Origin of the sequence: Acuticoccus mangrovi (genome assembly GCF_016411865.1) — a bacterium.
Taxonomy (GTDB): Bacteria; Pseudomonadota; Alphaproteobacteria; order Rhizobiales; family Amorphaceae; genus Acuticoccus; species Acuticoccus mangrovi.
This window is the reverse complement of sequence record NZ_JAEKJA010000021.1, coordinates 78,494-102,449: the sequence shown is the minus strand read 5'-3', so window position 1 is coordinate 102,449 and position 23,956 is coordinate 78,494. Positions and strand designations below refer to the sequence as shown.

Sequence of the window (23,956 nt, the reverse complement as noted above, 5' to 3'; positions counted from 1 at the left end):
TCACTCACGTCAGCGCCTCCGCCGCCAAATAGCCCGACATTCCCCCAAGCCCCGGGCCCGGATGGGTCGACGCTCCGATCATCGAGACCCCCTTTGCCGGCGTCCGGTGGTTCACCTGGTTCGCGAAGGGCCGGAACAGGAAGAACTGATCGAGCCCACACCACCCTCCATAGGGGTCGCCGCCTTCGAGGTTGACGTTCATCGCCTCGATATCCACCGGAGAGAGCGCCCGGCGCGCCACCACCTGGTCGCGAAAGCCGGGGTCGTGCGCGGCGATCATCGCCTCGACCCGGTCCGCATAGGCCTCCCGCACCGCCTCGGTCCACCGCCCGTCGGCGGGGGTTTCGATGGTGCCCGCCGCATCGCCCTTCAGCACCCGCGGGCAGTCGGGAAGCTGGATCCACACCACCGCCTGCCCGGCGGGCGCGCGCGAGGGATCGGCGGCCGTCGGCTGGCCGACGCATACGGTCGGCCGCTCGGGCAGCATCCCCCGCTCGGCCTCGTTGCTCGCCTTGGAGACGGCGTCCACCCCGTCGCAAAGGTGGACGAGCTGCACGTCGGCGAGCGAGGCGTCGGGCCAGGCGATCGGCCGCTTCAGCGCGTAGTGGAGCTGCATATCGGCCCGCCCGCGGTGATAGCGCCGCACGTCGCGCGTCACCCCCTCCGGCAGCGACCAGCCCGCGAGGAGGCGGCCATAGAGCTGACCCGGCGTCACCGAGCAGATCACCGAAGGCGCCGCGATCGTCTCGCCGGTCGCGAGCCGCACCCCGCTCGCCCGGCCGCCGGCCTCGGTCACCGCCGCCACCTCGGCGCCGGTGCGCACCGTGCCGCCGCGCGCCTCGATCACCCGCACCAGCGCCTCGGCGACGCGCGCCGCCCCGCCCACGGCGACGGGCGCTCCGATCGCCTCGAGCGCGAACATCATCACCTCGGCCATCTTGCCGGAAAAGGGCTGCTCCGGCGTCAGCCCCGCATGAAGAGGCCACGGCGCCGACAGCGCCGCCACGAGATCGCTGCCATAGTCGTGCTCGAGCCGCCGCCGGTTGGTGACGAGCGCCTCGCCGAAGAAGGCGGCGAACCCCCGCGGTCCACGCTTCATCGCCTCGCGCGCCAGCCGCTTCAGCGTGGCCGCGCTCCACAGCCGGTTGTTGAAGAGGCCGAAGATGAGGTCGGCATCGCGCTCGATCCCCGCCATCTCCGCGCCGTGGCGCACTCCGTCGCCGGCGGCGAGGGCGTCGAACGCGGCGATGTTCGCCGCCCGATCGCTCGAGAGCGCCAGCGCCCGCCCGTCCACCATCAGGACGCCCGTCGGATGGGCGGTCTTGGCGAACGTCAGCCCCTCGGCCGCCAGCGCCTCGCCGAGCGCGGCATAGGCGGGCGAGGCCATGAAGAGCACGAAGGTGGTCGCGAGCGGGTCGTAGGTGAAGCCCTCGGCGAGCGTCGCCGTGCGCATGGTGCCGCCGGCGACCGCCTCGCGCTCCAGCACCAGCACGCGGCGCTTGCGCGACAGCATGGCGGCGCACACCAGCGCGTTTATGCCCGCCCCCACGATGATGTGATGGTACGCGTTCATGCCGGCACCAGATGCTCCTCGATGTGACGCTCGAAGCGGGCGAGATCGCCGGCCGTGTCGGGGTTCTTGTGCACGTCGAACGCGGCGAAGGAGGGCAGCGGCCGCATGCCGACGAACTTCATGGCGAGGTGAACCGGGCGCATCAGATCGTCGACGCTCATCCCCTGGAAGAAGGGCTTGGCCGGATCGTCGAAGGCGGCCGCCGGCGCGTTGAAGGTCACGCACAGCATGTAGCGCGTCCCCGTCAGCACGCCCGCCATGCCGTATTCGGCGGTCGGATCGCGCCGCGAGCGGCCGTCCCCCTTCGACATCCGCCCATCCATCCCGGCCGTGAAGATCTCGTCGAGATATCGCTTCGTCCGCCAGGGCACGCTCATCGTGTAGACGGGATAGTGGTAGAGGACGGCGTCCGCCCAGACGTGCCGATCGACCTCCTCGTCGATCGCCCAATCGGTCGCGACGTGGGTCTCGCGCACCGCGTCGCCCCTTGCCCGGGCAAGAGCCCGAGCGCGCGCCAGGAAGGCGTCGGCGAGCGCTCCCTTCGCCCCCGAATAGGGGTGGTGGCCGTTGACGAGGAGAAGGTTCACGGCGGCGGCGGGCGCGGCGAACCGGAGCCCGCCGCACCCCATTCCTACTTCGCCACCAGCGCGATCGCGCGCACCGGGCTGCCGGTGCCGTGCACGATCTTCAGCGGCGTCGCGATGAGGATCGCCCCCTTCGCCGGCAGCTTGTCGAGGTTGACGAGGCTCGCGAGGCCGTAGCGGTTGTTCTTGTGAAGCAGATTGTGGGCCGGAAAGGGCGGATCCATCCCGCCCGCCTGGCCCGCGTCCGTGCCGATGCACTCGGTGCCCCAGCCGACGGCGCCGCGCTCCACCACGAGTTCGATGCAGTCCGGCGTCGGCCCCGGCGAGTGCGGCCCCGTGGCGTCGGCGTTCAGAAACTCGGCCTCCGAGTGGTTGCGCTTGTGCCAGTCGGTGCGCATCACCACCCAGGTACCGGGCTCGATCGCGCCGTGCTCGGCCTCCCATGCCCGCACCCCGTCGGCCGTCAGCAGGAAGTCCGGATCCGCCGCGACCTCCTTGGAGCAGTCGATCACGTTGACGGGTGCCACCACCTTCTGGATCGGCAGCGAGTCGGTGGTGTTGTGGGGCACGTCCTTGCCGGTGATCCAGTGGATCGGCGCGTCGAAGTGGGTGCCGGAATGCTCGCCCAGCTTCAGCCAGTTCCACGCCCAGAACGGCCCGTTATTGTCGTATTCGGAGATCTTGTGGATCTCGATCTTCGGGGTGTCGACGGCGAGCTCCGGCGGCAGCTTCAGGAGCGGCGTGTCGGGCCCCAAGGGTCCCGACAAGTCCACCACCTCGATCGCCCCGGACAACAGGCCCTCGGCCAACTCCTTGAGTGCTGACATCGCCAGATTTCCTCCAAATGGCGCCGGAAGCGTAGAAGCAAGATCCATGCAAATGCAAACGCCTCTTGCGTTCGGCCCGCCCGCGTCCTTCGATCGCGAGCGGGCGAGACGGGAGGACGCGGGATGGCGGACGCAACCTATGACGCGGTGGTGATCGGGGCCGGGCACAACGGCCTCGCCGCCGCGCTCCACATGGCCTCGCGCGGCATGTCGGTGGCGCTCTTCGAGGCCGCCGACACGGTGGGCGGCGCGATCCGCACCGAAGAGATCACCTTGCCGGGCTTCCGCCACGACCTCTTCGCCATGAACCTCTCGCTCTTCGCCGGCTCGCCGTTTGCCGCCGAGCACGGCGAGACGCTCGCCGCCCACGGCCTCGCCTACGCCCCGGCGAGCGACTGCTTCGCGAGCGCCTTTGCCGACGGGAGCTTCCTCGGCGTCTCCACCGACGTCGAGACGAACGTCGCCCGCATCGCGCAGAAGAGCCCGGCGGACGCCGATGCCTGGCAGCGCCTCTCGGAGGGCTTCGCCGCCGACGCGCCGCACCTCTTCGCCGTCCTCGGCACGCCGATGCGGCGGCGCGCCGTCGCCGGCCTCCTCTGGCGCACCGTGCGCGCGAAGGGCTGGGGCTGGACGCTGGAGACGATGCGCCTCCTCGCCTCGAGCCCCCGCGACTTCCTCGACGCCACCTTCGAGCATCCCGACGTGAAGGCCCTCCTCGCTCCCTGGGCGATGCATCTCGACTTCCCGCCCGACGCCGCCGGCGGCGCCCTCTTCCCCTACCTCGAAGCGATGGCCGACCAGGCGTTCGGCATGGTTGTCGGCAAGGGCGGTGCCGACGTCGTGCCCCGCGCTCTCGCCGGCGCCGTCCGCGCGGCGGGCGGGGCGATCCACACCGCGAGCCCGGTCGCCGAGATCGTGCGCGAGGGCGGCCGGGCGGCGGGGGTGCGCCTTGCCGGCGGCGAAGTGGTGGCGGCGCGCCGGGTGGTGGCGAGCGTCACCCCGAGCGGCCTCCTCCGCCTCCTCGGCGGCAGCACCGGCGACGCTGCGACCGACCGCCGCCTCACCGCCTTCCGCCACGGCCCCGGCACGATGATGATCCACATCGCCGCCACCTCGCTGCCCGACTGGCGGGCGGGCGACGACCTCAAGCGCTTCGCCTACGTCCACCTCGCCCCCTCGCTCGCGACGCTGTCGCGGGCCTACGCCGAGGCGATGGCGGGGTGCCTGCCCGCCGAACCCGCCATCGTGGTGGGGCAGCCCACCGCCATCGACCCCTCGCGCGCGCCGCACGGCCGGCACGTCCTGTGGCTCCAGGTGCGCGTCGTTCCAGGGACGGTGCGCGGCGACGCCCTCGATGCCGTCCGCCCCGGCGCCTGGGCCGACATCAAGGAGGCGATGGCCGACCGCGTCGTCGACATCGTGGAGCGCTACGCCCCGGGCTTCGCCACCACGATCCTCGCCCGCACCGTGATGGCGCCCGACGATCTGGAGCGCATGAACCGCAACCTCGTGGGCGGCGACTCGCTCGGCGGCAGCCATCACCTTTTCCAGAACTTCCTGTTCCGCCCCGCGATCGGCATGGCGGATCACGCGACCCCCGTCGCCGGCCTTTTCATGGTCGGGGCCTCGACCTGGCCGGGCGCCGGGGCGGGAGCGGGCTCCGGCTACATGGTCGGGCGCCGCCTCGCCGGCCGCTGAGCGCCAACCGCCCGGACTCGACCAGAACGTGTCTGGTCTTTCCATCGAAATTTTATGTCGCTACGATCCCCAGGACGCGTCGTTTTCCCTAAGAATACAAGTTTTTACATTTCTTCTCCGCCTCCGAGATCCGCACGCCAGATGCGTTCGTAAGAAAAGAAACGGGAACGTCCGGATCACCTTTCGGCGGAAAATCATTGGAGAGCAGCTATGACAGTCTTCATCGTCGATACGCTGACTGACGAAGACAACGGGGCCGGAGCCGGGGCGGGAACGTCCCTTCGCGAAGCCGTCGCCCTCGCCAATGCCAACGCAGGCGCCGACACGATCGTCTTCGAGGATTCGCTCGAGGGCGGCACGCTCACCTTCACCCTCGGCGAGATCGCCATCACCGACTCGGTGCTGATCAACGGCAACAACGAAGAAATCGAGCTCGAGGAAGACGACGACGGCGACGCGATCCTCAACGATCTCAACATCGTTCTCGACGGCGACGCGGCGAGCCGCCTCTTCACCATCTCCGGCGACGACGTGACGTTGCGGGGCCTCGACCTCACCAACGGCGCCACCACCGACGGCTCCGGCGGCGGCGCGATCCTCCACACCGACGGCCGCCTCGCCCTCGAAGGGGTCGAGGTGAGCGACAACACCGTCACCGGCGACGGCGCCTCCGGCGGCGGCATCCGCTCCACCGCCGGCTTCGACGGCAGCCTCGAGCTCACCTACGTGTCGTTCGAGAACAACACCGCCGAAGAGGCGGGCGGCGCCATCGAACTCGCCGACGAGAGCGAGCTCGACGGCAGTGACGTGAGCTTCACGGCCAATGCCGCCATCGATCCGGACGGCCTCGCCGGCAACGGCGGCGCCATCCACGTCACGGGCGCGGACAATATCGTCGCCCTGGTCAACGCCGTGTTCGCCGACAACGTCGCCTCGGGCGAAGGCGGTGCCATCTGGAACGCCGCCGACTCCGCCGTCAACGTCGCCCTGGGCATCTTCTTGAGCAACGATGCCCAAGGCGACGCGGCGGACCAAGGCGGCGGCGCCGTCTTCAGCGAAGGCGGCCTCACCGTGCTGCTCGAAAGCACGTTCATCAACAACACCGCGAGCGGAACCTCCGGCTCCGGCGGCGCGGTCCTGTCGGCCGACGGGCGACTGATCGTCCATGAGGACACCTTCGTCGGCAACGCCGCCTCGCGTGCGGGCGGCGCGGTCGAGGTCGTCGACGGCACCGTCGACGTGAGCTCGTCCGACTTCGCCGAGAACCTCGCAGGCGACGCCGACGCCATCGTCGGCGACCCCGACGCGGCCGACGGCGTGGAGGCCGGCGACGGCCCTTACGCCCTCCTCGACGCGTACATCGAGCTGTCCGCCTACCTCGACCGCGAGGCCACCGTCGCGAACCCCGGCAACGGCGGCGCCCTCCACGTCTCCGGCAGCAGCGAGATCGCGATCCGCAACTCGCTCTTCGCGCTGAACCAGGCGAGCTCGGAAGGCGGCGCGCTGTGGAACCAGGCCGGCAGCGAGATGGTCCTGATCGACAGCACGGTCGAGGACAACAGGGCCCGCGGCAACGAGGCAACCAACGGCGGCGGCGGCATCTTCAACAACGGCGGTGACCTGACCGTCGAAACCAGCACCGTCCTCGGCAATGCCGCCATGGGCATGTCCGGCTCCGGCGGCGGCATCTTCTCCACCGGCGGCAATGTCGAGATCGACGCGACCTACATCGCCGACAATGCCGCCTCACGCGCCGGCGGCGGCATCGAGGTGGTCGAGGGCAACGTCGACATCGTCGACTCCACGATCGTCGACAACGTCGCTGGCGAGAGCAACGACACCGGCAGCAACCCCGGCAACGGCGGCGGCATGCACGTGAGCGGCGCGGCCAACGTCTCGCTCTCCACGACCACCGTCTCGGACAACGAGGCCGCCTCCGAGGGCGGCGGCCTCTGGAACCAGGCCGGTGCGACGATGGTGATCGACGACAGCACCATCGCCCGAAACACGGCACTGGGGGACGATGCCGACAACGGCGGCGGCGGCATCTTCAACAACGGCGGCACGCTGGAGATCACGAACGCCACGATCGCCGCCAACGCGGCGATCGGTGCCTGGGGCTCCGGCGGCGGGCTCCTGTCCACCGGCGGCGATGTGACGATCAGCGGCACCACCTTGCGCGACAACCTGGCGAGGCGGGGCGGCGGCGGTGGTGCCCAGATCAGCGGCGGCACGCTCGTATCCACCGACAACGCCTACATCAGCAACACGGTCTTCTCCAGCCCGGGCGACGGCGGCGGGTTGCACGTTGCCGGCAGCGGCACGAGCCTCGTCTCCACCGACGACGTGTTCAGCGCCAATTCCGCCAACAACGATGGCGGCGGCCTCTGGGTCGGCGCGGGCACGAGCAGCACCATTGCGGGCGCCACGATCACCCAGAACAGCGCGACCAACGACGGCGGCGGCATCTATGCCGCGGATGGCGCCGAGCTTTCGGTGGGCACCTCCGTCGTCACCGCCAACGACGCCTTCTCCGGCGAAGCGATCGGCTCCGGCGGCTCGGGCAGCGGCGGCGAGATCCTCGTCTCCGGCACCGTGATCGGCCCCGACGAGGTCGACGGGGGCTCCGGAGGCGACGTGCTCGGCGGCGACACCGCCGGCAACCTCCTCGCCGGAATGGCTGGCAACGACACGCTGTTCGGCGGCGATGGCGACGACAGCCTCGTCGGCGGCGACGGTGCCGACAGCCTCAACGGCGGCGACAACGACGACCTCGCCGCCGCCGGCGACGGCAGCGACGTCGCCCGTGGCGGCGCCGGCAACGACACGCTCAACGGCGGCAGCGGCGACGACACGCTGACGGGCTCCACCGGCGAGGACCTCATTCGCGGCGGCTCCGGCGACGACGTCCTCGGCGGCGGCACCCAGGACGACACCCTCAACGGCGGCGGCGGCCACGACTACGCGGACGGCGGCTCCGCCTCCGACCACGTGTTCGGCGGCGGCGGCAACGACACCCTGCGCGGCGGCGGCAGCGACGACACCCTCTACGGCGGCAACGGGCGCGACAACGTCATCGGCGACGGCGGCGACGACCTCCTGTTCGGCGATGCCGGCAACGACACCCTCGTCGGCGGCGACGGCGACGACATCATCATCGGCGGCCCCGGCAAGGACGTCGCCTTCGGTGACGCCGGCTTCGACATCTTCGTGGTGGAGGACAATGGCGGTCTGCTGACGGTGCGCGACTTCGACGCGTCGTTCGATCTCATCGGCCTCGCCGACGGGCTGGAGTACAGCGACCTCAGCTTCTCCGGAGACAAGATCCTCTTCGACGGCAACGTGATCGCCGCCCTCCAGGGCATCAACACCGGTTCGCTGAGCGAGAGCGACTTCATCGTCCTCTGACCGCAAGCCGGTGCCTTCGACGACCGGAAAGGGAGGTGCGCCCCCCTTTCCTCCTCGGCGCGATCCGCCGACGCGCTTCCCCCGCGGCGCCTCCGGCGTGAACTTCCCCGCCCCCGCCATCCCGCCGAGACGCCCGAGCGGCATGCCGCGCTCGCCCGACGAGACGGGATCGGACGCGACCGGCCCGGCCACGCTCAGGGGAATGGCTGCAGCGCGGCTGCATCGCTTCCGAGCCCCTGGGAGCTGGGAGCTGGGAGCTGGGAGCTGGGAGCTGGGAGCTGGGAGCTGGGAGCTGGGAGCTGGGAGCTGGGTAACGGTGTCGCGGCCGGCATGTCCATGGCGGCGCTGCGATTTCCCCAGACATGAAGCCGGGCCTCTGGCGCGGCAGGGCCCGCGGAGCGGCCGGCCTCGCGCCACCGCGCCGACTGCTCCGCCGGAAGGGAATGGTGAGGCTCGACCGTCACGCCCGGCGCGGGGGTCGAGCCGATCGGGATCGCCGCGACTGCGCGCGGGTGCGCGGAGCCGCAGCGATCCTCTCAATGGAAGTTCCTCCCCTTGGGCAGTGCGCGATGGGTTCGTCCTGCGCCCCGCCGCGCCCCTGGGGGTGGACGGTCGGAGGTCGTCGGGCGTGACCTTTCCTGCAGCATAGGCGAAGACCCCGGCGGATCGTCATCCTCGCCGCGTCCGGTCGCGATCAGCGCCGCGGCATGCCGGTGCGCCTCGAGCGCCGCCTTCAACGTCGCATTCTGCGCCACCGCCGCGGCGAGATCGCCCGAGAGCTCCGGAGCCGCCTTCAAGAGGCGGGAAAGCCGGGCCCCTGCCCTCTCGCTCGTGCGCCCGTCATGGCCGGGCCGCTTCACCTCGTCGGCTCGGTCGAGCGCGTCCCACGTCACCACCTCCTCGCTCAGCCCATCGAGCAAATGGGTCCGGTCCTCCACCTTTTCGGCGACCACGTGGATCACCCCCTGCTCGCTCTGAAGGCGCCCCGTCACGCTGACGAAACGGGCCCCGAGGATCACGTGGCGGAACCGTTCGAAGGCGCGCGGCCAGACGATCACATTGGCGATGCCCGTCTCGTCCTCCACCGTCATGAAGATGACGCCCTTGGCCGAGCCCGGCCGCTGGCGCACGAGCACCAACCCGGCGACGGCGACCCGCACGCCGTTGCCCCGATGCCGCAGCTCCTCCGCCCGCACCACCCTCTCGCGCGCCAGGTGGTGGCGTACGAAGCCTACCGGATGCGCCTTCAACGAGAACGACAGGAAGCGATAGTCATGGATCACCTCCTCGCCCGGCGGCATCGGCGGCAGGTCGGCCGCGGTCTCCTCCTGCAGCGTCACATAGTTGGCGGCGGCGAAGAGCGGCAGATCCTCTGCCCGGCCGGCAGCATCGAGCGCCGCCGCCGCCCACAGACCATCGCGCCGCCTCAAGCCGATCGAGGCAAAGGTGTCGGCATCGGCGAGCCGCTCCACCGCCGATCGCGACAGGCCGGACCGCAGCCACAGATCGCGCACCGAATCGTAGCCCGCCCCCCGTTCCGCCACGAGCCGCCTGACCGCTCCCTCCCCGAGCCCCTTCACGAACCGCAGGCCGAGCCGCACGGCGTGGCGCGAGCGGATCGCCCCACGCATCTCGGCGTGATCGGGATGCAGCCGCTCGGCCGCGGGCGGCCCCTCCTCAAGCGTGCAGTCCCACTCGGAATGGTTGACGTCGACGGGGCGCACCTCCACGCCGTGACGCTGCGCGTCGCGGATGATCTGGGCCGGCGCGTAAAACCCCATGGGCTGACTGTTGAGGAGGGCGGCGCAGAAAACGTCCGGATAATGGCACTTCAACCAGGACGAGGCATAGACGAGGATCGCAAAGCTCGCCGCATGGCTCTCGGGAAAGCCGTACTCGCCGAACCCCTCGATCTGCTTGAAGCAACGCTCGGCGAAGTCGCGCGTATAGCCGCGCGCAGTCATCCCGTCGATCATCTTCTGCTGAAACGTGCCGATGGTGCCGACCTTCTTGAAGGTCGCCATGGCGCGGCGAAGCTGATCGGCCTCGGAGGGAGTAAAGCCCGCCGCGACGATCGCGATACGCATCGCCTGCTCCTGGAACAGCGGGATCCCGAGGGTCCTCTGAAGCACATCCTTCAGCTCCGGCGTCGGATAATTCACCTGCTCCTTCTTCTGCCGGCGCCGCAGATAGGGGTGCACCATGTCCCCCTGGATCGGGCCAGGGCGCACGATCGCCACCTCGATCACGAGATCGTAGAATGTGCTCGGCTTGAGGCGCGGCAGCATCGTCATCTGCGCGCGGCTTTCGATCTGGAAGACGCCCAGCGTGTCGGCGCGGCAGATCATTTTGTAGACCTCGGCCTCCTCCTTGGGAATGGTGGCGATGGTCACCGGCCAGTCCGCATGTTCGGGCACGCCGGCCGTCTCGCCCGGCGGGGCCGAGCACGCCGGCGGAGCGGGAAAATCGGCGGCGTAGTGCGCTGCGAGCAGGGCCAATCCCTTGCGCAGGCACGTCAGCATGCCGAGCGCCAGAACATCGATCTTCAAGATCCCGAGGGCGTCGAGATCGTCCTTGTCCCACTCGACGTTGGTGCGCCCGTCCATCGCCGCCTTTCGGATGGGAACGAGCTCGTCGAGCCGCCCTCGGGTGATGACGAACCCGCCCACATGCTGCGACAGATGCCGCGGGAAGCCGATGATCTCATCCGACAGTCGCATCAGATGGTCGACCCGGCGATCGGTCGGATCGAGCCCGCGACGGCGCACGTCCTCGTCGGCGATCCCTCCGTCCGACCGCCCCCAGATGGCACCGGCGAGGCCGGCGACGGCGTCCTCCGAGAACCCCAGCGCCTTACCGACCTCGCGCACCGCCGAGCGCGAGCGGTAGGTGATGACCGTGGCCGCGATCCCGGCACGCTCCCGGCCATATTTTTCATAGATATATTGGATCACCTCCTCGCGCCGCTCGTGCTCGAAATCGACGTCGATGTCGGGCGGCTCGGGCCGCTCCGGCGAAATGAAGCGCTCGAACAGGAGCTCGCTGCTGCTCGGATCCACTTCCGTTATCCCAAGGCAATAGCAGATCGCCGAGTTCGCGGCGGAGCCACGCCCTTGGACGAGGATCCCGCGACTATGGGCAAAACGCACGATGTCGTAGACGGTGAGGAAATAAGGCGCATAGCCGAGGCCTTCGACGATCGAAAGCTCGTGCTGCAGGCCCTTTGCGATATTCGGCGGAACCCCTGCCCGATATCGCGCCTTCGCCTCGTGTGCGACGAGACGCTCCAATGTCTGCTGCGGGGTCCGCCCCGGGTCCGTCGGCTCTTCGGGATATTCATAGCGCAGCTCCTCCAGCGAAAAGGCGAGGCTCTCCATCAGCCGCCGGGTCTCTCCCACCGCCTCGGGCAGCTCGGCGAACAGACGGGCCATTTCCATCGACGTCTTGATGTGCCGCTCGGCATTGGCGGCGAGGCGGCGCCCCGCCTGATCCACCGTCGTGTGCGCGCGGATCGCCGTAACGACGTCCTGCAGCGGCCGGCGGGCGGGGGTGTGGTAAAGGGGCAGATTGGTGGCGAGCGGGGCAACGCCATGGCGCCGCGCAAGGCCTGACCAGGTGGCGAGCAGGCGCGCGTCGGCCGGACCGTATGGCCGGTTGACCGCAAGACGCAGGCTGCCGGCGACAGGCGCCAGCGTGGCAAGCGCCGCGTCGAGAGCATCATGCGTCCCCGTCTCCGCCACGGGGGCGAGGGCGAGGCCCTCCCCCCAGGCAACGAGATCATCGAGGAAGAGGGAGCAATCTCCCTTCTCGCCCCGCATGTTGCCGATGGTGAGGAGACGGCAGAGACGCCCATAGGCGCGCCGGTCCATCGGCCAGGCAAGCACGTCGGGCGTCGCGTCCGCGAACACGAGGCGGCACCCGGGCGCAAAGTCGAGACCCATCTGGCGAGCCGCCATATGGCCCCGCACCACGCCCGCCAACGTGTTGCGGTCGCACAGTCCGAAGCCCGACGCTCCGCTCGCGGCGACGGCCGCCGCGATCTCTTCCGGGTGAGACGCGCCACGAAGAAACGAGAAATTGCTGCTCGCCGCGAGCTCCACGAACACGGCGCCCTCACGCGAAGAGCCCATGCATGAACCAACGGGGTTGCTGCGCCTCGCCATAGAGGCCCTGGCGGAATATCCAGAACCGGTGACCCTCGATATCCTCCACGCGATAATAGTCGCACGTCTCACCGCCCTCCCACCAAGGCGGGGCGATCCGCTCCGGCCCCTCCGCCGCGGCCACGTGATAGGAGACGCGCCGCCAGGTGAAGCGGATCGGCGGACCATCGGGAACGCTTGCGAGCGTCTCCATCGGCTCAGGCGGCGTGAAAACCTTGATCGGACGCAAGGGCGGCAATCTCTCGCTCGCCAGCGAAGCCGGCATGGGCTGCGAACCAGCCTCCCGCCTCCCCTTCTCGAGCCATTCGCGAGCGGGGCGGCGGAGATAGGCCTTGCCCGGCTGATGGGTATCGACGGGCACGAAACACTGGACGGCATCGGCTCCCAAACGCTCCGACAGAACGTCTACGAGCCGTGCGATATCGGCGAACGCCACCTTTTCCTGCTGAAAATCGCCCTGCTCGGGATCGAGGGGTCCCGTCTCCTCTGCATGAAGGCGGATGAGGTCGATCCCGCTGTCGGCTTCGATCCGGGCCGACAGCATGGCAAGACGTGGGGCGAGAAGCTCCCGGATGCGATCGGGGTCGGCGAGAGGGCGGCTCGCCCCCACCCGGACCTCCCGCACAGCTCCGTCGGCATGGAAGAGACGCAAGAGCAACCGACGTGCGCCCTCGCCCCGCTGCTCGAGCGCACGGGACAGCCGCTCCGCGAGATGGCGCAGCGCACCTTCGATCGCCTCCAGATGTGCGATGGGGTCGGCAAAATTATGCTCCGCCACGAAGGGTGCCGTTGGCGTGAGCGGCGTGATCGGCTCACTCTCCCGCTCCTCGATCTGATCGATCCGCCGGGTGAGCCATGGACCGAGGCGCTCCAAGAGCGGGCGTCGCGGCTGACACAGCACGGCATCGACGGTCTTGAGACCGAGGCGCCGCAGCATCGAGGCCATGTCCGGCGCGATGCGCAGCGCTTCGACTGGCAGCGATGCAACCGCCTCTCGGCTCTGCCGCGGCGGAATTATGCCCATCTCGCCATGACGGGCGACGGCCCAGGCCACCGCCGGACTGTCGGCAATCGCCGCCTTCACCTCATATCCCCAAGCCGACAGCCGCTTCAGGATATCGGCGCGCAGGGCTTCCTCACCGCCGAAAAGGTGAGCGCAGCCGCTAATGTCGAGGAACAGGCCGGACGGTGGCGCAAGGCCGACGAAAGGCGTGTAGCGATCGACCGCGCGGCCGATCGCTACAAGCGTTTCCTGATCCGCGACCGGGTCCGACGGATCGCTCTGCAGTTCCGGAAATTGCGCTCTTGCATCAGCGAGACTGAGACCCACGCTCAGCCCCGCCGCTCTGGCGCTTTCATTCAATGCATCGATCGACCGGCCTCCAGAGGCGGGCATCACCGTTGCCAGCGGTTCCGCCCTCACCTGTGCCAGAAGTTCGGAGAAAGCGGCCCCGCTGCGCTGTCGACGCAACTCCCGAACACGCTCGATGGAGAGGCGATCCGTCGCCAGCGAGGGAAGCCACACATGCATGACCCGACGCGCTCGCCCATCGGCGCCACTCATGGTGCCAGCCTTGGGAAATTCGCCGAGAGACGGCCGCTCCTCTCTTGCGTCGGCACCTCGTAAATACGCTGCTCTCGCGGCGAGAACCGGACGATGGCCTCACCACACGGGCCATCCCGATTCTTGAGCAGGCGAACCCTCCATGCCGGATCCCCGAGCCACCGATCCTGATCACCGCATCGCGAGGGGACCGCGGAGACCTCCCAACGTGTCCGGGCCGCCGTCGGAAGCGGCAGAGATGGCCCCGACAGGATGAGAAAAACCGGAACGCCCGCCCGAGTGCTCTTCAACGCCAACCGCTGGGTCGTCTTGAATTCCACGGCCGTAGTGACGGGCAGCTCGGCCACCACGGCATCGACGACTCCTGAATGAAGAGCTTCTTCGATCGCAAAAAGAACATAAGAGGAATTTTTAGCAAACACAACCAGCCACTCTGAAGGCTCGAACCCTAACCCTTCCAGCCCAGCCCCATCCAACCGTCCACTTTCGCCCTCTAGATATTCATGAGTTACATAAGTACATAATTTATATTTTAAATTTCTTGAGTGCACTAGATTCAAGATAAATCCACTTAAAATTCCTGAAATCAGGATATTATTCATGTGAAAAATATGAAGAGATGCTCGAATCTGATGAGAGAAAAATTGACGCAATGTCGATGAGCTAAAAAATAATTCCTGTTTTGATCGTTGGTTGGGAACGAAATGCACGTCGCATGCGCGATCGATAAGAGAACGCAAAGCCTCTGCAGAAGGCGACACAATAGGGGGATTGGTTAATGTTCCGTCCATAATCGGAACATACAGGATACAAGACTCTTGTCAACGCGAAAATATCAATTTATAGATGTATCTGTGACGCGATGCCCTCAACGGATGTGCTGGAGGCCGTATGACCAGATCGCCCGCCGACCGCTGCCGGTCGGGCCTACAGATCGCGAAGGACTGCGGCCGGCGCTTCATTCAAGGCGCGCCACGTTCCCACCAGCCCAAGTCCCACCGTCACCACGACGGCCACCACCACGGCGCCGATCGCCGAAACAGGAAGAAACACAAAGGACAAGTCCATCAAGCCCACGGTGATTGCGACGGCCCCCGCCGTCCCCGCCAGCACCCCGAACACCGCCGAAGCGAGGCCGAGCAGTGCATATTCCAAAGAATAAGCCTCGAGCAGCACCCGGCGCCGCGCCCCGAGCGTCTTCAAGATGACGGCGTCGTAGATCCGACTGCGATGGCTTGCTGCGAGCGTTCCCGCGAGCACCAACATCGCCGACAGCAACGTGACGCCCGCCGCAGCCCGGACCGCGAGGGCAAGATCGGAAATGACCCCGTTCACCGCCTCCAGCGCCTCTTTCACGCGAATGCTCGTGACCGTCGGATAGGCCTCGCTGACACGCTTCAGCACCGCGAGTTCGAGCGCATCTTCCCCACCCTCCGGAAACGTGAGCGTGGCAAGATGGGCATGAGGTGCGCCCGCGAACACATTCGGCGAAAACACCATCACGAAGTTGATCGACAGCGTCTCCCAATCGACGGTCCGCAGGTTCGTGATGGTGGCCTCCACCTCCCGCCCCAGCACGTTCACGCGCAACCGGTCACCCACCCCGACCCCAAGCTCTTCGGCAAGTCCCGCGGCGAACGACACCTCGTTGCCCTCCGCGCCTTCGGGCGGCCACCACCGCCCCGCAACAAGTCGGCTGTCGGCGGGAAGCTCGGCCGCGTAGGTGATGCCGCGGTCGCCCCGCAGCACCCAAGACGCCTCCGTTTCCGGCCAATCCTCCGCCGCAACGCCGTTGATCGCGACGATCCGCCCCCGCAGCATCGGCTGCGAGCGCACGTCGCCCCCTTGGGCGACGTCGTTCAGAAGCTGAAGAAAGCCATCCAGCTCTTCATTCTGAATATCGATGAAAAAGAAGCTCGGCGCCTCGGCAGGAAGGCTCGAGGTGAGCGTATGGCGCAGATTACCGTCGACGAGCGCCAGGGTCACGAGAAGGGTGAGGCTCAAGCCGAGCGACAGAGTGACCGTCGGCGTCAGGGCGCCACGGCGGTGAATGTTTGCCACCGCAAGGCGCACGACCACCGAACGCGACCGCGGCAGCTGCCGGGCAGCAGCCATGATCGCTCCGGCAATCACCCTGAGGACGACGAAGACGGCCCCCGCGCCGAGCACATAGAAGAGTGCCAGCAAGGGATCATAGGCCGCCGCGATCGCAAGCCCGCACAACAGTGCTGCCGAGACACTCGTCAGCGCCAGAAAGATCCGCCCACCGCCGGCGACGGGGGCGGGATCGTCGCGGAAAAGCGCGCTCGGACGGATCGCGTAGGCCCGTCCGAGCGGCCACAAGGCGAAGGTGACCGCCGTCAGCAGACCGTAGACGGCAGCAAGCAGGAGATCGGCGGGGAAAATGGAAAAAAGCGCCGACACCGGCAGGAAGTCACGCAGAGCGAACGCCGCGATCGGCGGTCCGACAGCTCCGAGGAGCAAGCCCGCGACGACCCCGATCGACGCCAGCATCATGATCTGCACCAGATAGAGCCGGACGACGAAGCCGCGCGAAGCGCCGAGCGAGCGGAACGTCGCGATGGAAGTGCGCTTACGCGCCAGATAGGCACGGACGGCATTGGCGACACCGACACCGCCGACGGCGAGCGACGTCAGACCGACGAGGGTGAGGAACTGCGCGAAACTGTCGATGGAGCGACGCAGTTGCGGCGCGGCCTCGTTCCGCGTCTCGATCCGCCACCCCGCCGTCGGAAACGCCTCGCGCGCCGCTGCAATCGTCGCCTCGATCTCGGCCTCGGACATCGGCCTGTCGGTGCCGGCAATCCGATATCCCCAACGGACCAGGCTGCCCGTGGCGACGAGCCCAGACGCATCGAGCGCCTCGATCGGCATGAGGACGCGGGGCCCGAACGCAATCCCTCCCGAGAGTTTGTCCGGCTCTCGGGTGATCACGTCGGCGACGCGCACGGTCAGCCGCCCGAGGCCGAACTCGTCGCCGATCGAAAGGCCGGCCGTCGTCAGGAGACTCGCATCGACGACGACGGGTATCACCTCGCCGGCGTCAGCAAAATCGGCCGCGAGAGGACGCCCCGATCGGAGCTCGAGATCGCCATAGAGCGGATAGGCGTCGTCGACGCCCTTCACCTCGACGAGCGTCTGCCGCCCATCCGGCGGGCGCGCCATCGCCCGCAGGGTCGCGACCGTCGTGAGCCGGCCAGCCTTCTCGAGGAAGGACAGCTCATCCTCGCTCGCCCGACGGTGGATCAGCGAGAACGCGATGTCGCCCCCAAGCAGCGCCTGCCCCTCGGCGCGGATGCTGTCGCCGAGACCGCTCGCCAGCGAGTTGACCGCGGCGATGGTGCCCGTCCCGAGTGCGATGCAGGCGATGAAGACATAGAAGCCGCGCAGCCCTCCACGCATCTCCCGAAGCGCGAAGCGAACAACGAGGGGAAGTCGCATGCCGGCCGGCCCCACCGAGCGCGTCAAGCCGCGACTTCCGTATCGATACGCCCCTGCCGCATGCGCACGCACTCGTCGCACCGGGCGGCGAGGGAGCGGTCGTGGGTGACCAAAAGCAGGGTCTGCCGCCGCTGCTCCTGCACCGCAAACATCAGTTCGATGATGTCGCGTCCCGTCGCATCGTCGAGGTTGCCGGTCGGCTCGTCGGCGAGGAGCACGGCCGGACGCGGCGCCAGCGCCCGGGCAATGGCGACACGCTGCTGTTCGCCGCCCGAAAGCTCGGTCGGATAATGGCCGGTCCGCTCCCCGAGCCCGACCGCCGCAAGCTCCGCGCGAGCACGGGCGATGGCGTCCTCGACCCCGGCAAGCTCCAGCGGGACCGCGACATTCTCAAGTGCCGTCATCGTCGGGATAAGATGAAAGGACTGGAAGACGATGCCGATCGATCGTCCTCGGAAGACCGTCAGTGCATCCTCGTCCATTGCCGTCAGTTCCTCGCCGGAAATCCGCACGCTCCCGGCGTCGGGCCGTTCCAGCCCTCCGAGCACCATCAGAAGGGTCGACTTCCCCGACCCGGAAGGGCCGATCACCCCGACCGATCGACCGCCATCGACGCTGAGGTCCACGCCGCGCAGGATGGGAACGGCGGTCGGTCCACGACCGAGGGTCAGATGAACGTCGCGCATCTCGATCAGCGGGGAAGCTCCCATCGTTGGCCCTTTGCATCGACGGGCAGCCTCATCGCCCGCATTTGGAACCGCCTTCACCGCGCGCTCATGGCGGTCGGCCGCACGTCGGCTACATATTGCGCTGCACTCGGATCACAATCGTCATGTTTGCGTGATCGCCAACGATCCGCTGATCGCCACCGATGTCGCCGATGCGCCGGCCGTGCCGGTAAACCGCAGAATGCACCGGCGACGGCTCTCGATGGGAGATGGGCATCGGAGCGTCGCGAGGAGGCGTCTCCGGCGCCGATGCGACGAGCGGCCGCGCAAACCTCCCGCCGTCCGAACACGATCGGCCGCGCCTTCCGCAGCATCTCGGACACGCGAGGCCGCGATCTCGCTCCGACGGCAGAGCCTCCCCCCTCCGAGGCTCGCCAAACCACAAAGAGGATGGGCGCAGCGCCGGCATGCGCCGACCGTCGCCGCATATGCAAGCATTGCCGTATACGCCTCTCCCGCAAGCGACCGAAGCGTTTCGCCGCGCCACCAGACTGCAGGGCGGTGCGATGTCGGCCGATACCGGCGCGGCGCCGCGACCGGCACTGCGGGTCGAACGCATGCGAGCCATCGCAAGCCCCCCAGGCGGACGCAATCCGCCCGCTGTCACAGGAGTTTGATAGTCATCGGTTAAGCGCCCCTCGTGGCGCCGGCCCGCAGATCAACCCGTCCGGCAAGCCCTCACCGCCGTGCCGACCGACCGTTCCTGCAGGGGGGATTTGCAGTCCCTTCTGCTCGCGACGGCCGGCTGCTCAACGGTACGGCAGCCAAAGGACGACGCCGGATGGCCAGCACTCCTCGCACCGTACAAAGCTACCTCGACGAACGCCCCGCTTGGGCGGACGGGACACCCTCACCGGGGACGCCCATCACGCCGATGCAGATCCGCATCTGGGCGCTCGCCTCGGCGGGAAAATTCTTCGAGGGGATGGTCGTCTTCATGGGCGGCATCGCCTTGCCCCTCATCGCGCAGGAATTCGCGATCTCGAAGCTTCAGCACGGCCTCGTGACAGCCGCCTCACTCGCCGGCATCCTGGTGGGCGCCAGCCTCCTCGGCGGCCTCGCCGACCGGCACGGGCGCAAACGCCTCTTCGTGTTCGAGATGGTGATCTTCACCGTCTTCCTCGTGCTCGTCTGCTTCAGCCCCGACATCTGGTGGCTGCTCGCCTGCCTGTTCGGCATCGGCATCGCCCTCGGCTGCGACTACCCGACGGCCCATCTCATCATTTCGGAGACCACATCCACCCATCTGCGGGGCCGTCTGGTGCTCGGCGCGTTCGCCTTCCAGGCGGTCGGAGCGCTGTTCGGCACCGCCGTCGGCTATCTGATCCTCGCCAACGTGCAGGACATCGGCGCCTGGCGCTGGATGTATGCGGTTGCGGTGATCCCCGCCCTCGCCGTCGTCGCGGCGCGGCTGACGATCACCGAAAGCCCGCATTTTCTCATGGTGAACGGACGCCTGGAGGCCGCGCGTGCCTCGACCCTGCGGCTGCTGAAGCGCGAGCCCACATACCCGCGCGCCATCGATCTCGCCGAGCCGCAGGGTGCCGACGGATCCGCCGAAACGGGCTATGGCGCGCTCTTCAGTCGCCGCAACATCCGCGCGACCATGCTCGCCTCGGTCCCCTGGTTCCTACAGGACCTCGGAACCTACGGGATCGGCATCTTCACCCCGGTGATCCTCGCGAGCACCATCGGCTCGGCGCAAGAGCACGCCACGTCGATCGCCGTCCTGGTGCAGAAGGACATGATCGCCGCCAAGGGAGCCGCCTTGATCGACGTGCTCCTGCTCGTCGGCATCCTCGCAGCGATCCTCTTCGCCGATCGGGTCGGCCGGATCCGACTGCAGGTGGTGGGCTTCGTCGGCTGCGCCTTGGGCCTCGCGATCGCCGTGCTCTCCGCCACCACCGACGGCGCGACCCAAACGGCGCTGATCTTCGTCGGCTTCATGCTCTTCAACTTCATGACCAACATGGGCCCGAACGCGCAGACCTACCTGATCGCCGGCGAGGTCTTCCCCACCGAGATCCGGGCCAAGGGAGCGGGCTTTGCCGCCTCGTTCGCCAAGATCGGCGCGGTGGCGACGGCCTTTCTCTTCCCCATTCTCCTCACCGACATCGGCACCGAGGTCCTACTCGGGGGTCTCGTCGTGACCTCCCTCCTCGGCGCCCTCATCACCTATATTTTCCGGATCGAGACCGCCGGACGCAGCTTGGAGACGATCGGCGACGAGCCGTTCACCCTCTGATTTGTCGGCCCGGGGCGCTCTCGCCGCAGCGAAAGCTCGCGCGGGCGTTGCGGACCGCCACGCAGGCGACCATGGAAAAGGCCGCCTGCAGCCGCTCCGCAACGCCGCCCGCCGCGGTGCGGCTACCGCGACCCGCGGTCTGCGAGGCTCAGGCGCACACGGCCGTCGCCCTCCCGCTCGGCGCGGCCCGCCAACTCCAGCTCCACCACCGCCGCGGCGACGGCGCCCGCCGCGAGCCCCGTCGCCCGCACCAGCGCATCGTGGCTCACCGGCGTCAGGGAGAGGGCATCGGCGACCCGCTCGGCGGCCCCCGCCACGCCAGCCGCGAAGCCGCCGGCCCCGAGCGGACCGGCCTCGAACGGGGCCGGCGGCTCGTCGAAACCGAGCGGAAGAGTGGTCGCCTCGCTGCCGAGAGCGTCGAGCACGTCGCGCGGCTCGATCACCATCGTCGCCCCGTCGCGCAGGAGGGCGAGCGCCCCGGCGGCCCGCGGATCGAGCGGCGAGCCAGGCACGGCGAAAACCTCGCGGTTCTGGTCCAGAGCATAGCGGGCGGTGTGGAGGGCACCGGAGCGCGCCGCCGCCTCCACCACCACGACGCCTTCCGACAGCCCCGCGATCAGCCGGTTGCGGCGCGGAAAGTCGCGCGCGAACGGCGCCCAGCCCATCGGCATCTCCGACACCAACGCCCCCCGCTCGGCAATCTCCTCGGCGAGCTCGAGATGCTCCTCCGGTGTCGGCCGGTCGATGCCGCCCGCAATCACCGCCACCGTGCCGCCGGCGAGCGCCGCGCGATGCGCCTCCCCATCGATCCCGAGGGCGAGGCCGGACACCACCACCCGCTCCGCCGCCGCGAACGCCTCGGCCAGGGTCCACGCCATCGTCCGCCCCGCCGCCGAGGCCCGGCGCGAGCCCACCACCGCGATCGCCCGTCGGCTCAACAACGCCGGATCGCCGCGCACCATGATGACCGGCGGCGGCGCATGGATCCGCGCGAGCCGCGGCGGATAGAGGGCGCTTCCGAGGAACACGTGACGCGCCCCGAGGCGCTTCGCCGCCGCCCGCTCGTGCGCCGCCACATCGCGCGATGCGATGCGCAGCGGCCGCCGCGCCCCGCCCCGGGTGGCGAGCTCCGGCATCATCTCGAGCGCCGCCGCCGCACTGCCGCAGCGGGCGACGAGGTCGTGAAAGGTGGCCGCGCCGACATTCTCCGATCGCGCCAAGCGGATCCAGTCGTCCTCCTCGTCGGCGCGCGGCGGCCTCATTTCTTGCCGATCCGGCTTTCCTCGCCGCGGATCAGCCGGCGGATGTTGGCATGATGCTTGAGCCACAGGAGGAGCGTCAGCAGCGCGAACGCCTCGGCGAGCTGGTAGCGGTCGAGCGCCGCGAGCACGAAGGGCGTCGCGAGCGAGGCGAGCAGCGCGGCGAGCGAAGAATAGCGCAGCGTGAAGGCGACGCCGAGCCAGATCGCGGCGAACGCGAGCCCCGCCGGCCACGCCGCCGCCATCAGACAGCCCACGTAGGTCGCGACGCCCTTGCCGCCCTTGAAGCCCAGCCACACCGGAAAGAGGTGACCGAGAAAGGCGCCGAGCGCCGCCGTCACCACGAAGTCCGGCCCGCCCCATCGGGCGCCGATGATCACCGCCGCCGCCCCCTTCAACGCGTCGCACAGGAGCGTCGCCGCCGCGAGATCTTTGCGACCGGTGCGCAAGACATTGGTCGCCCCGATGTTGCCGGAGCCGATGTTGCGCACGTCCCCGAGCCCCGCGAAACGGGTCAGAAGGACACCGAACGGGATCGATCCGAGAAGATAGGCGACCAAGAACATGGCCGCGAAGTAGGGCCAGACCGCAGCCCAGCTTATTGGATCGGGCATTTTCGTCCCAACGTGTTGCTTCCCCGCCCCGATCAGTGGCTCAATCACCGCAGCGCCGCAAGACAGCCGTTGCTGTCCCGATGGCAGGCAGGTAAACTTTCATATTCCCCAATATTATGGGTTGGATGGGGCAAAGGATGTCGGGTTGCACAAGACGATGGACGAGACGCTGAGCCGCCGCGCCGGCGCCCGCCGCGCCACCGCCGCCAGCCCTCGCGCGCCCGCCCGCCAGCCCGACTATGCCGGCCTCAACGCCTTTGCCTCCGACCCGGTGCTCACCGCCTCGCTCGATTCCACCCTCGACGAGACCACCGAGGACGAGCTGACGACGCTCGGCACCTATTGGGGCTCGTCGGAGGCGCAGGAGGTCGCCCGCCTCGCGACCGCGCACGGACCCGCCCTGCGCCCGGACGACTTCGAGGGCCGCCGCATCGACCAGCTCGAGATCCACCCCGCCTATCACGCGCTGATGAACCGCAGCGTGAGCGCGGGCCTCCTCTCCTCCGCCTGGGAGGAGGGCGAGGACCGCCGCCAGCATCGCCTGCGCGCCGCGACCCTCTTCCTCACGGCGCAGTGCGAGCGCGGCCACCTGTTGCCGATCTCGGCGACCCATGCCGCCGTCGCCGCCCTCGCCCACATGCCCGACCTCGAGGCCGAGCTCTTCCCCCTCATCGCCTCGCGCCGTTACGACCGCCGCCCCGTGCCGCTCGACGACAAGGAGGGGGCGACGGTGACCCTCGCCCTCGCCGAGCGCGGCGCCGGGGTGGACCGCGCCGCCGTCGCCATGCGCGGCGAGATCACCGGCGGCGACCGCATCCACGTGACCGGCGAGAAGTGGTTCGTCTGTGCGCCGGCGAGCGACATGGCCCTCGTCCTGTGCACCACGCCGGAGGGGCCGACGGCCGCCATGGTGCCTCGCTTCGCGCCGGAGAATGCCGAGGCGATCCGCATCGCCGGGCTGAAGTCGGTGGGAGGCTTCGCCGCCCAGGCGATCGCCGGCGTCGCGTTCGACGGGGCCGCCGCCCGCCTCGTGGGCGAGCCGGGCCGCGGCCTCCAGGTGCTGCGCGACGTGCGCACCCTCACCCAGCTCGACGCCGTGGTGATCGCCGCCGGCGCCATGCGGGCCGCCGTCAGCCGCGTCGCCCATCACGCCCGCTACGCCCAGAGCCTCGACCGGGCGCTGATCGCCCAGCCGCTCCACGCCCGCGTCCTCGCCGACCTCGCCCTCGAAAGCGCCGCCCAGACCGCCCTCGCCATGCGCCTCGCCATCGCCTTCGACCAGGCCTTCGAGCGCGACGGCGACCACGCGCTCGCCCGTCTCGTCACGCCGGCCGCGCGCGTCTACGCCCTCACCATCGCGCCCTCCTTCGCCATCGAGGCGGTGGAGGCGATCGGCGCCCATGCCGCCATCTCCACCCATCCGGCCGCGCGGATCGCCACCGACCTCGCCGCCCTCGCCCAGTGGGACGGCACCACCAACGAGGCCGCCCTCGAGGTCGCCGCCATGGTGGAGCGCGACCCCGCGGTGCTGCGCGACGCGCTCGACGAGATCGGCGCCGACCTCGGCGGCCAGAACGAGGACATCGTGGAGGACATCGCCCGTCTCGGCGAGCGGGCCGCGCAGGATGCGAGCCTCGCGCGCACCTTCGCCGAGCAGCTCGCGATGGCCGCCGCCGCCGCGGCGATGCGGCGCAACCTGCCGCGGATGATCTCCGAGGCCTACATCGCCTCGCGCCTGCGCGAGCGCTTCCGCGCCGCCTACGGCGCTCTCGACGGCCGCTTCGACGCCGGCGCCGTCATCGAGTTCGTGGTGCCGGAGGACTGAGGGCGT

14 protein-coding genes are annotated in these 23,956 nt (G+C 69.0%); 4 read left to right on the top strand and 10 right to left on the bottom strand.

Annotated elements, in window-relative coordinates:
• Positions 1-4: 4 nt before the first annotated feature.
• Genes JCR33_RS19660 through JCR33_RS19650 form a run of 3 tightly spaced genes read right to left on the bottom strand, consistent with a single transcriptional unit; the run spans position 5 to position 2,984 of the window.
• On the bottom strand, positions 5-1,573 hold the full coding sequence (locus JCR33_RS19660; RefSeq protein WP_198883829.1) for a phytoene desaturase family protein: 1,569 nt from the start codon (positions 1,571-1,573) through the stop codon (positions 5-7).
• Positions 1,570-2,202 (bottom strand): NAD(P)H-dependent oxidoreductase, encoded by a 633-nt coding sequence (locus JCR33_RS19655; RefSeq protein ID WP_198883828.1) that lies wholly within the window; start codon positions 2,200-2,202, stop codon positions 1,570-1,572. The genes JCR33_RS19660 and JCR33_RS19655 overlap by 4 nt, the downstream gene beginning before the upstream one ends.
• Positions 2,203-2,204: 2 nt before the next feature.
• On the bottom strand, positions 2,205-2,984 hold the full coding sequence (locus JCR33_RS19650) for a cyclase family protein (RefSeq protein WP_198883827.1): 780 nt from the start codon (positions 2,982-2,984) through the stop codon (positions 2,205-2,207).
• Between the two features lie 123 nt (positions 2,985-3,107).
• On the opposite strand from JCR33_RS19650, the gene JCR33_RS19645 reads away from it, so the two are divergent.
• Positions 3,108-4,682 (top strand): phytoene desaturase family protein, encoded by a 1,575-nt coding sequence (locus tag JCR33_RS19645; RefSeq protein WP_198883826.1) that lies wholly within the window; start codon positions 3,108-3,110, stop codon positions 4,680-4,682.
• A 210-nt stretch (positions 4,683-4,892) separates the two neighbouring features.
• The gene (locus JCR33_RS19640) at positions 4,893-8,090 is read left to right on the top strand and encodes a calcium-binding protein (RefSeq protein ID WP_198883825.1); all 3,198 of its coding nucleotides are present in this window, start codon (positions 4,893-4,895) and stop codon (positions 8,088-8,090) included.
• 536 nt (positions 8,091-8,626) lie between these two features.
• Here the strand turns inward: JCR33_RS19640 and JCR33_RS19635 are convergent.
• The 5 genes from JCR33_RS19635 to JCR33_RS19615 all read right to left on the bottom strand — a co-directional run bounded on the left by JCR33_RS19635 (position 8,627) and on the right by JCR33_RS19615 (position 17,989).
• Positions 8,627-12,220, bottom strand: coding sequence for an error-prone DNA polymerase (locus JCR33_RS19635; RefSeq protein WP_198883824.1), 3,594 nt, complete (start codon positions 12,218-12,220; stop codon positions 8,627-8,629).
• Complete coding sequence (locus tag JCR33_RS19630; RefSeq protein ID WP_198883823.1) at positions 12,204-13,817, bottom strand: Y-family DNA polymerase; 1,614 nt, start codon at positions 13,815-13,817, stop codon at positions 12,204-12,206. Before JCR33_RS19630 ends, JCR33_RS19635 begins: the two co-directional genes overlap by 17 nt.
• The gene (locus tag JCR33_RS19625; protein WP_198883822.1) at positions 13,814-14,608 is read right to left on the bottom strand and encodes an ImuA family protein; all 795 of its coding nucleotides are present in this window, start codon (positions 14,606-14,608) and stop codon (positions 13,814-13,816) included. The genes JCR33_RS19630 and JCR33_RS19625 overlap by 4 nt, the downstream gene beginning before the upstream one ends.
• Positions 14,609-14,744: 136 nt before the next feature.
• Positions 14,745-17,306, bottom strand: coding sequence for an ABC transporter permease (locus JCR33_RS19620; RefSeq protein ID WP_332461234.1), 2,562 nt, complete (start codon positions 17,304-17,306; stop codon positions 14,745-14,747).
• Positions 17,303-17,989: an ABC transporter ATP-binding protein gene (locus JCR33_RS19615; protein WP_198883821.1), complete on the bottom strand. Its 687-nt coding sequence runs from the start codon at positions 17,987-17,989 to the stop codon at positions 17,303-17,305. The genes JCR33_RS19620 and JCR33_RS19615 overlap by 4 nt, the downstream gene beginning before the upstream one ends.
• A 799-nt stretch (positions 17,990-18,788) precedes the next feature.
• Here JCR33_RS19615 and JCR33_RS19610 point away from each other — a divergent pair.
• Positions 18,789-20,252, top strand: coding sequence for an MFS transporter (locus JCR33_RS19610; RefSeq protein WP_198883820.1), 1,464 nt, complete (start codon positions 18,789-18,791; stop codon positions 20,250-20,252).
• 122 nt (positions 20,253-20,374) lie between these two features.
• Here the strand turns inward: JCR33_RS19610 and dprA are convergent, their stop codons facing one another.
• Together dprA and plsY are read right to left on the bottom strand one after the other, a co-directional pair.
• On the bottom strand, positions 20,375-21,514 hold the full coding sequence (gene dprA / locus JCR33_RS19605; RefSeq protein ID WP_198883819.1) for a DNA-processing protein DprA: 1,140 nt from the start codon (positions 21,512-21,514) through the stop codon (positions 20,375-20,377).
• The gene (plsY, locus tag JCR33_RS19600; RefSeq protein WP_198883818.1) at positions 21,511-22,125 is read right to left on the bottom strand and encodes a glycerol-3-phosphate 1-O-acyltransferase PlsY; all 615 of its coding nucleotides are present in this window, start codon (positions 22,123-22,125) and stop codon (positions 21,511-21,513) included. Before plsY ends, dprA begins: the two co-directional genes overlap by 4 nt.
• Positions 22,126-22,270: 145 nt before the next feature.
• Between plsY and JCR33_RS19595 the strand changes: the two genes are divergently transcribed.
• Positions 22,271-23,950, top strand: coding sequence for an acyl-CoA dehydrogenase family protein (locus JCR33_RS19595; RefSeq protein WP_198883817.1), 1,680 nt, complete (start codon positions 22,271-22,273; stop codon positions 23,948-23,950).
• Positions 23,951-23,956 lie beyond the last annotated feature (6 nt).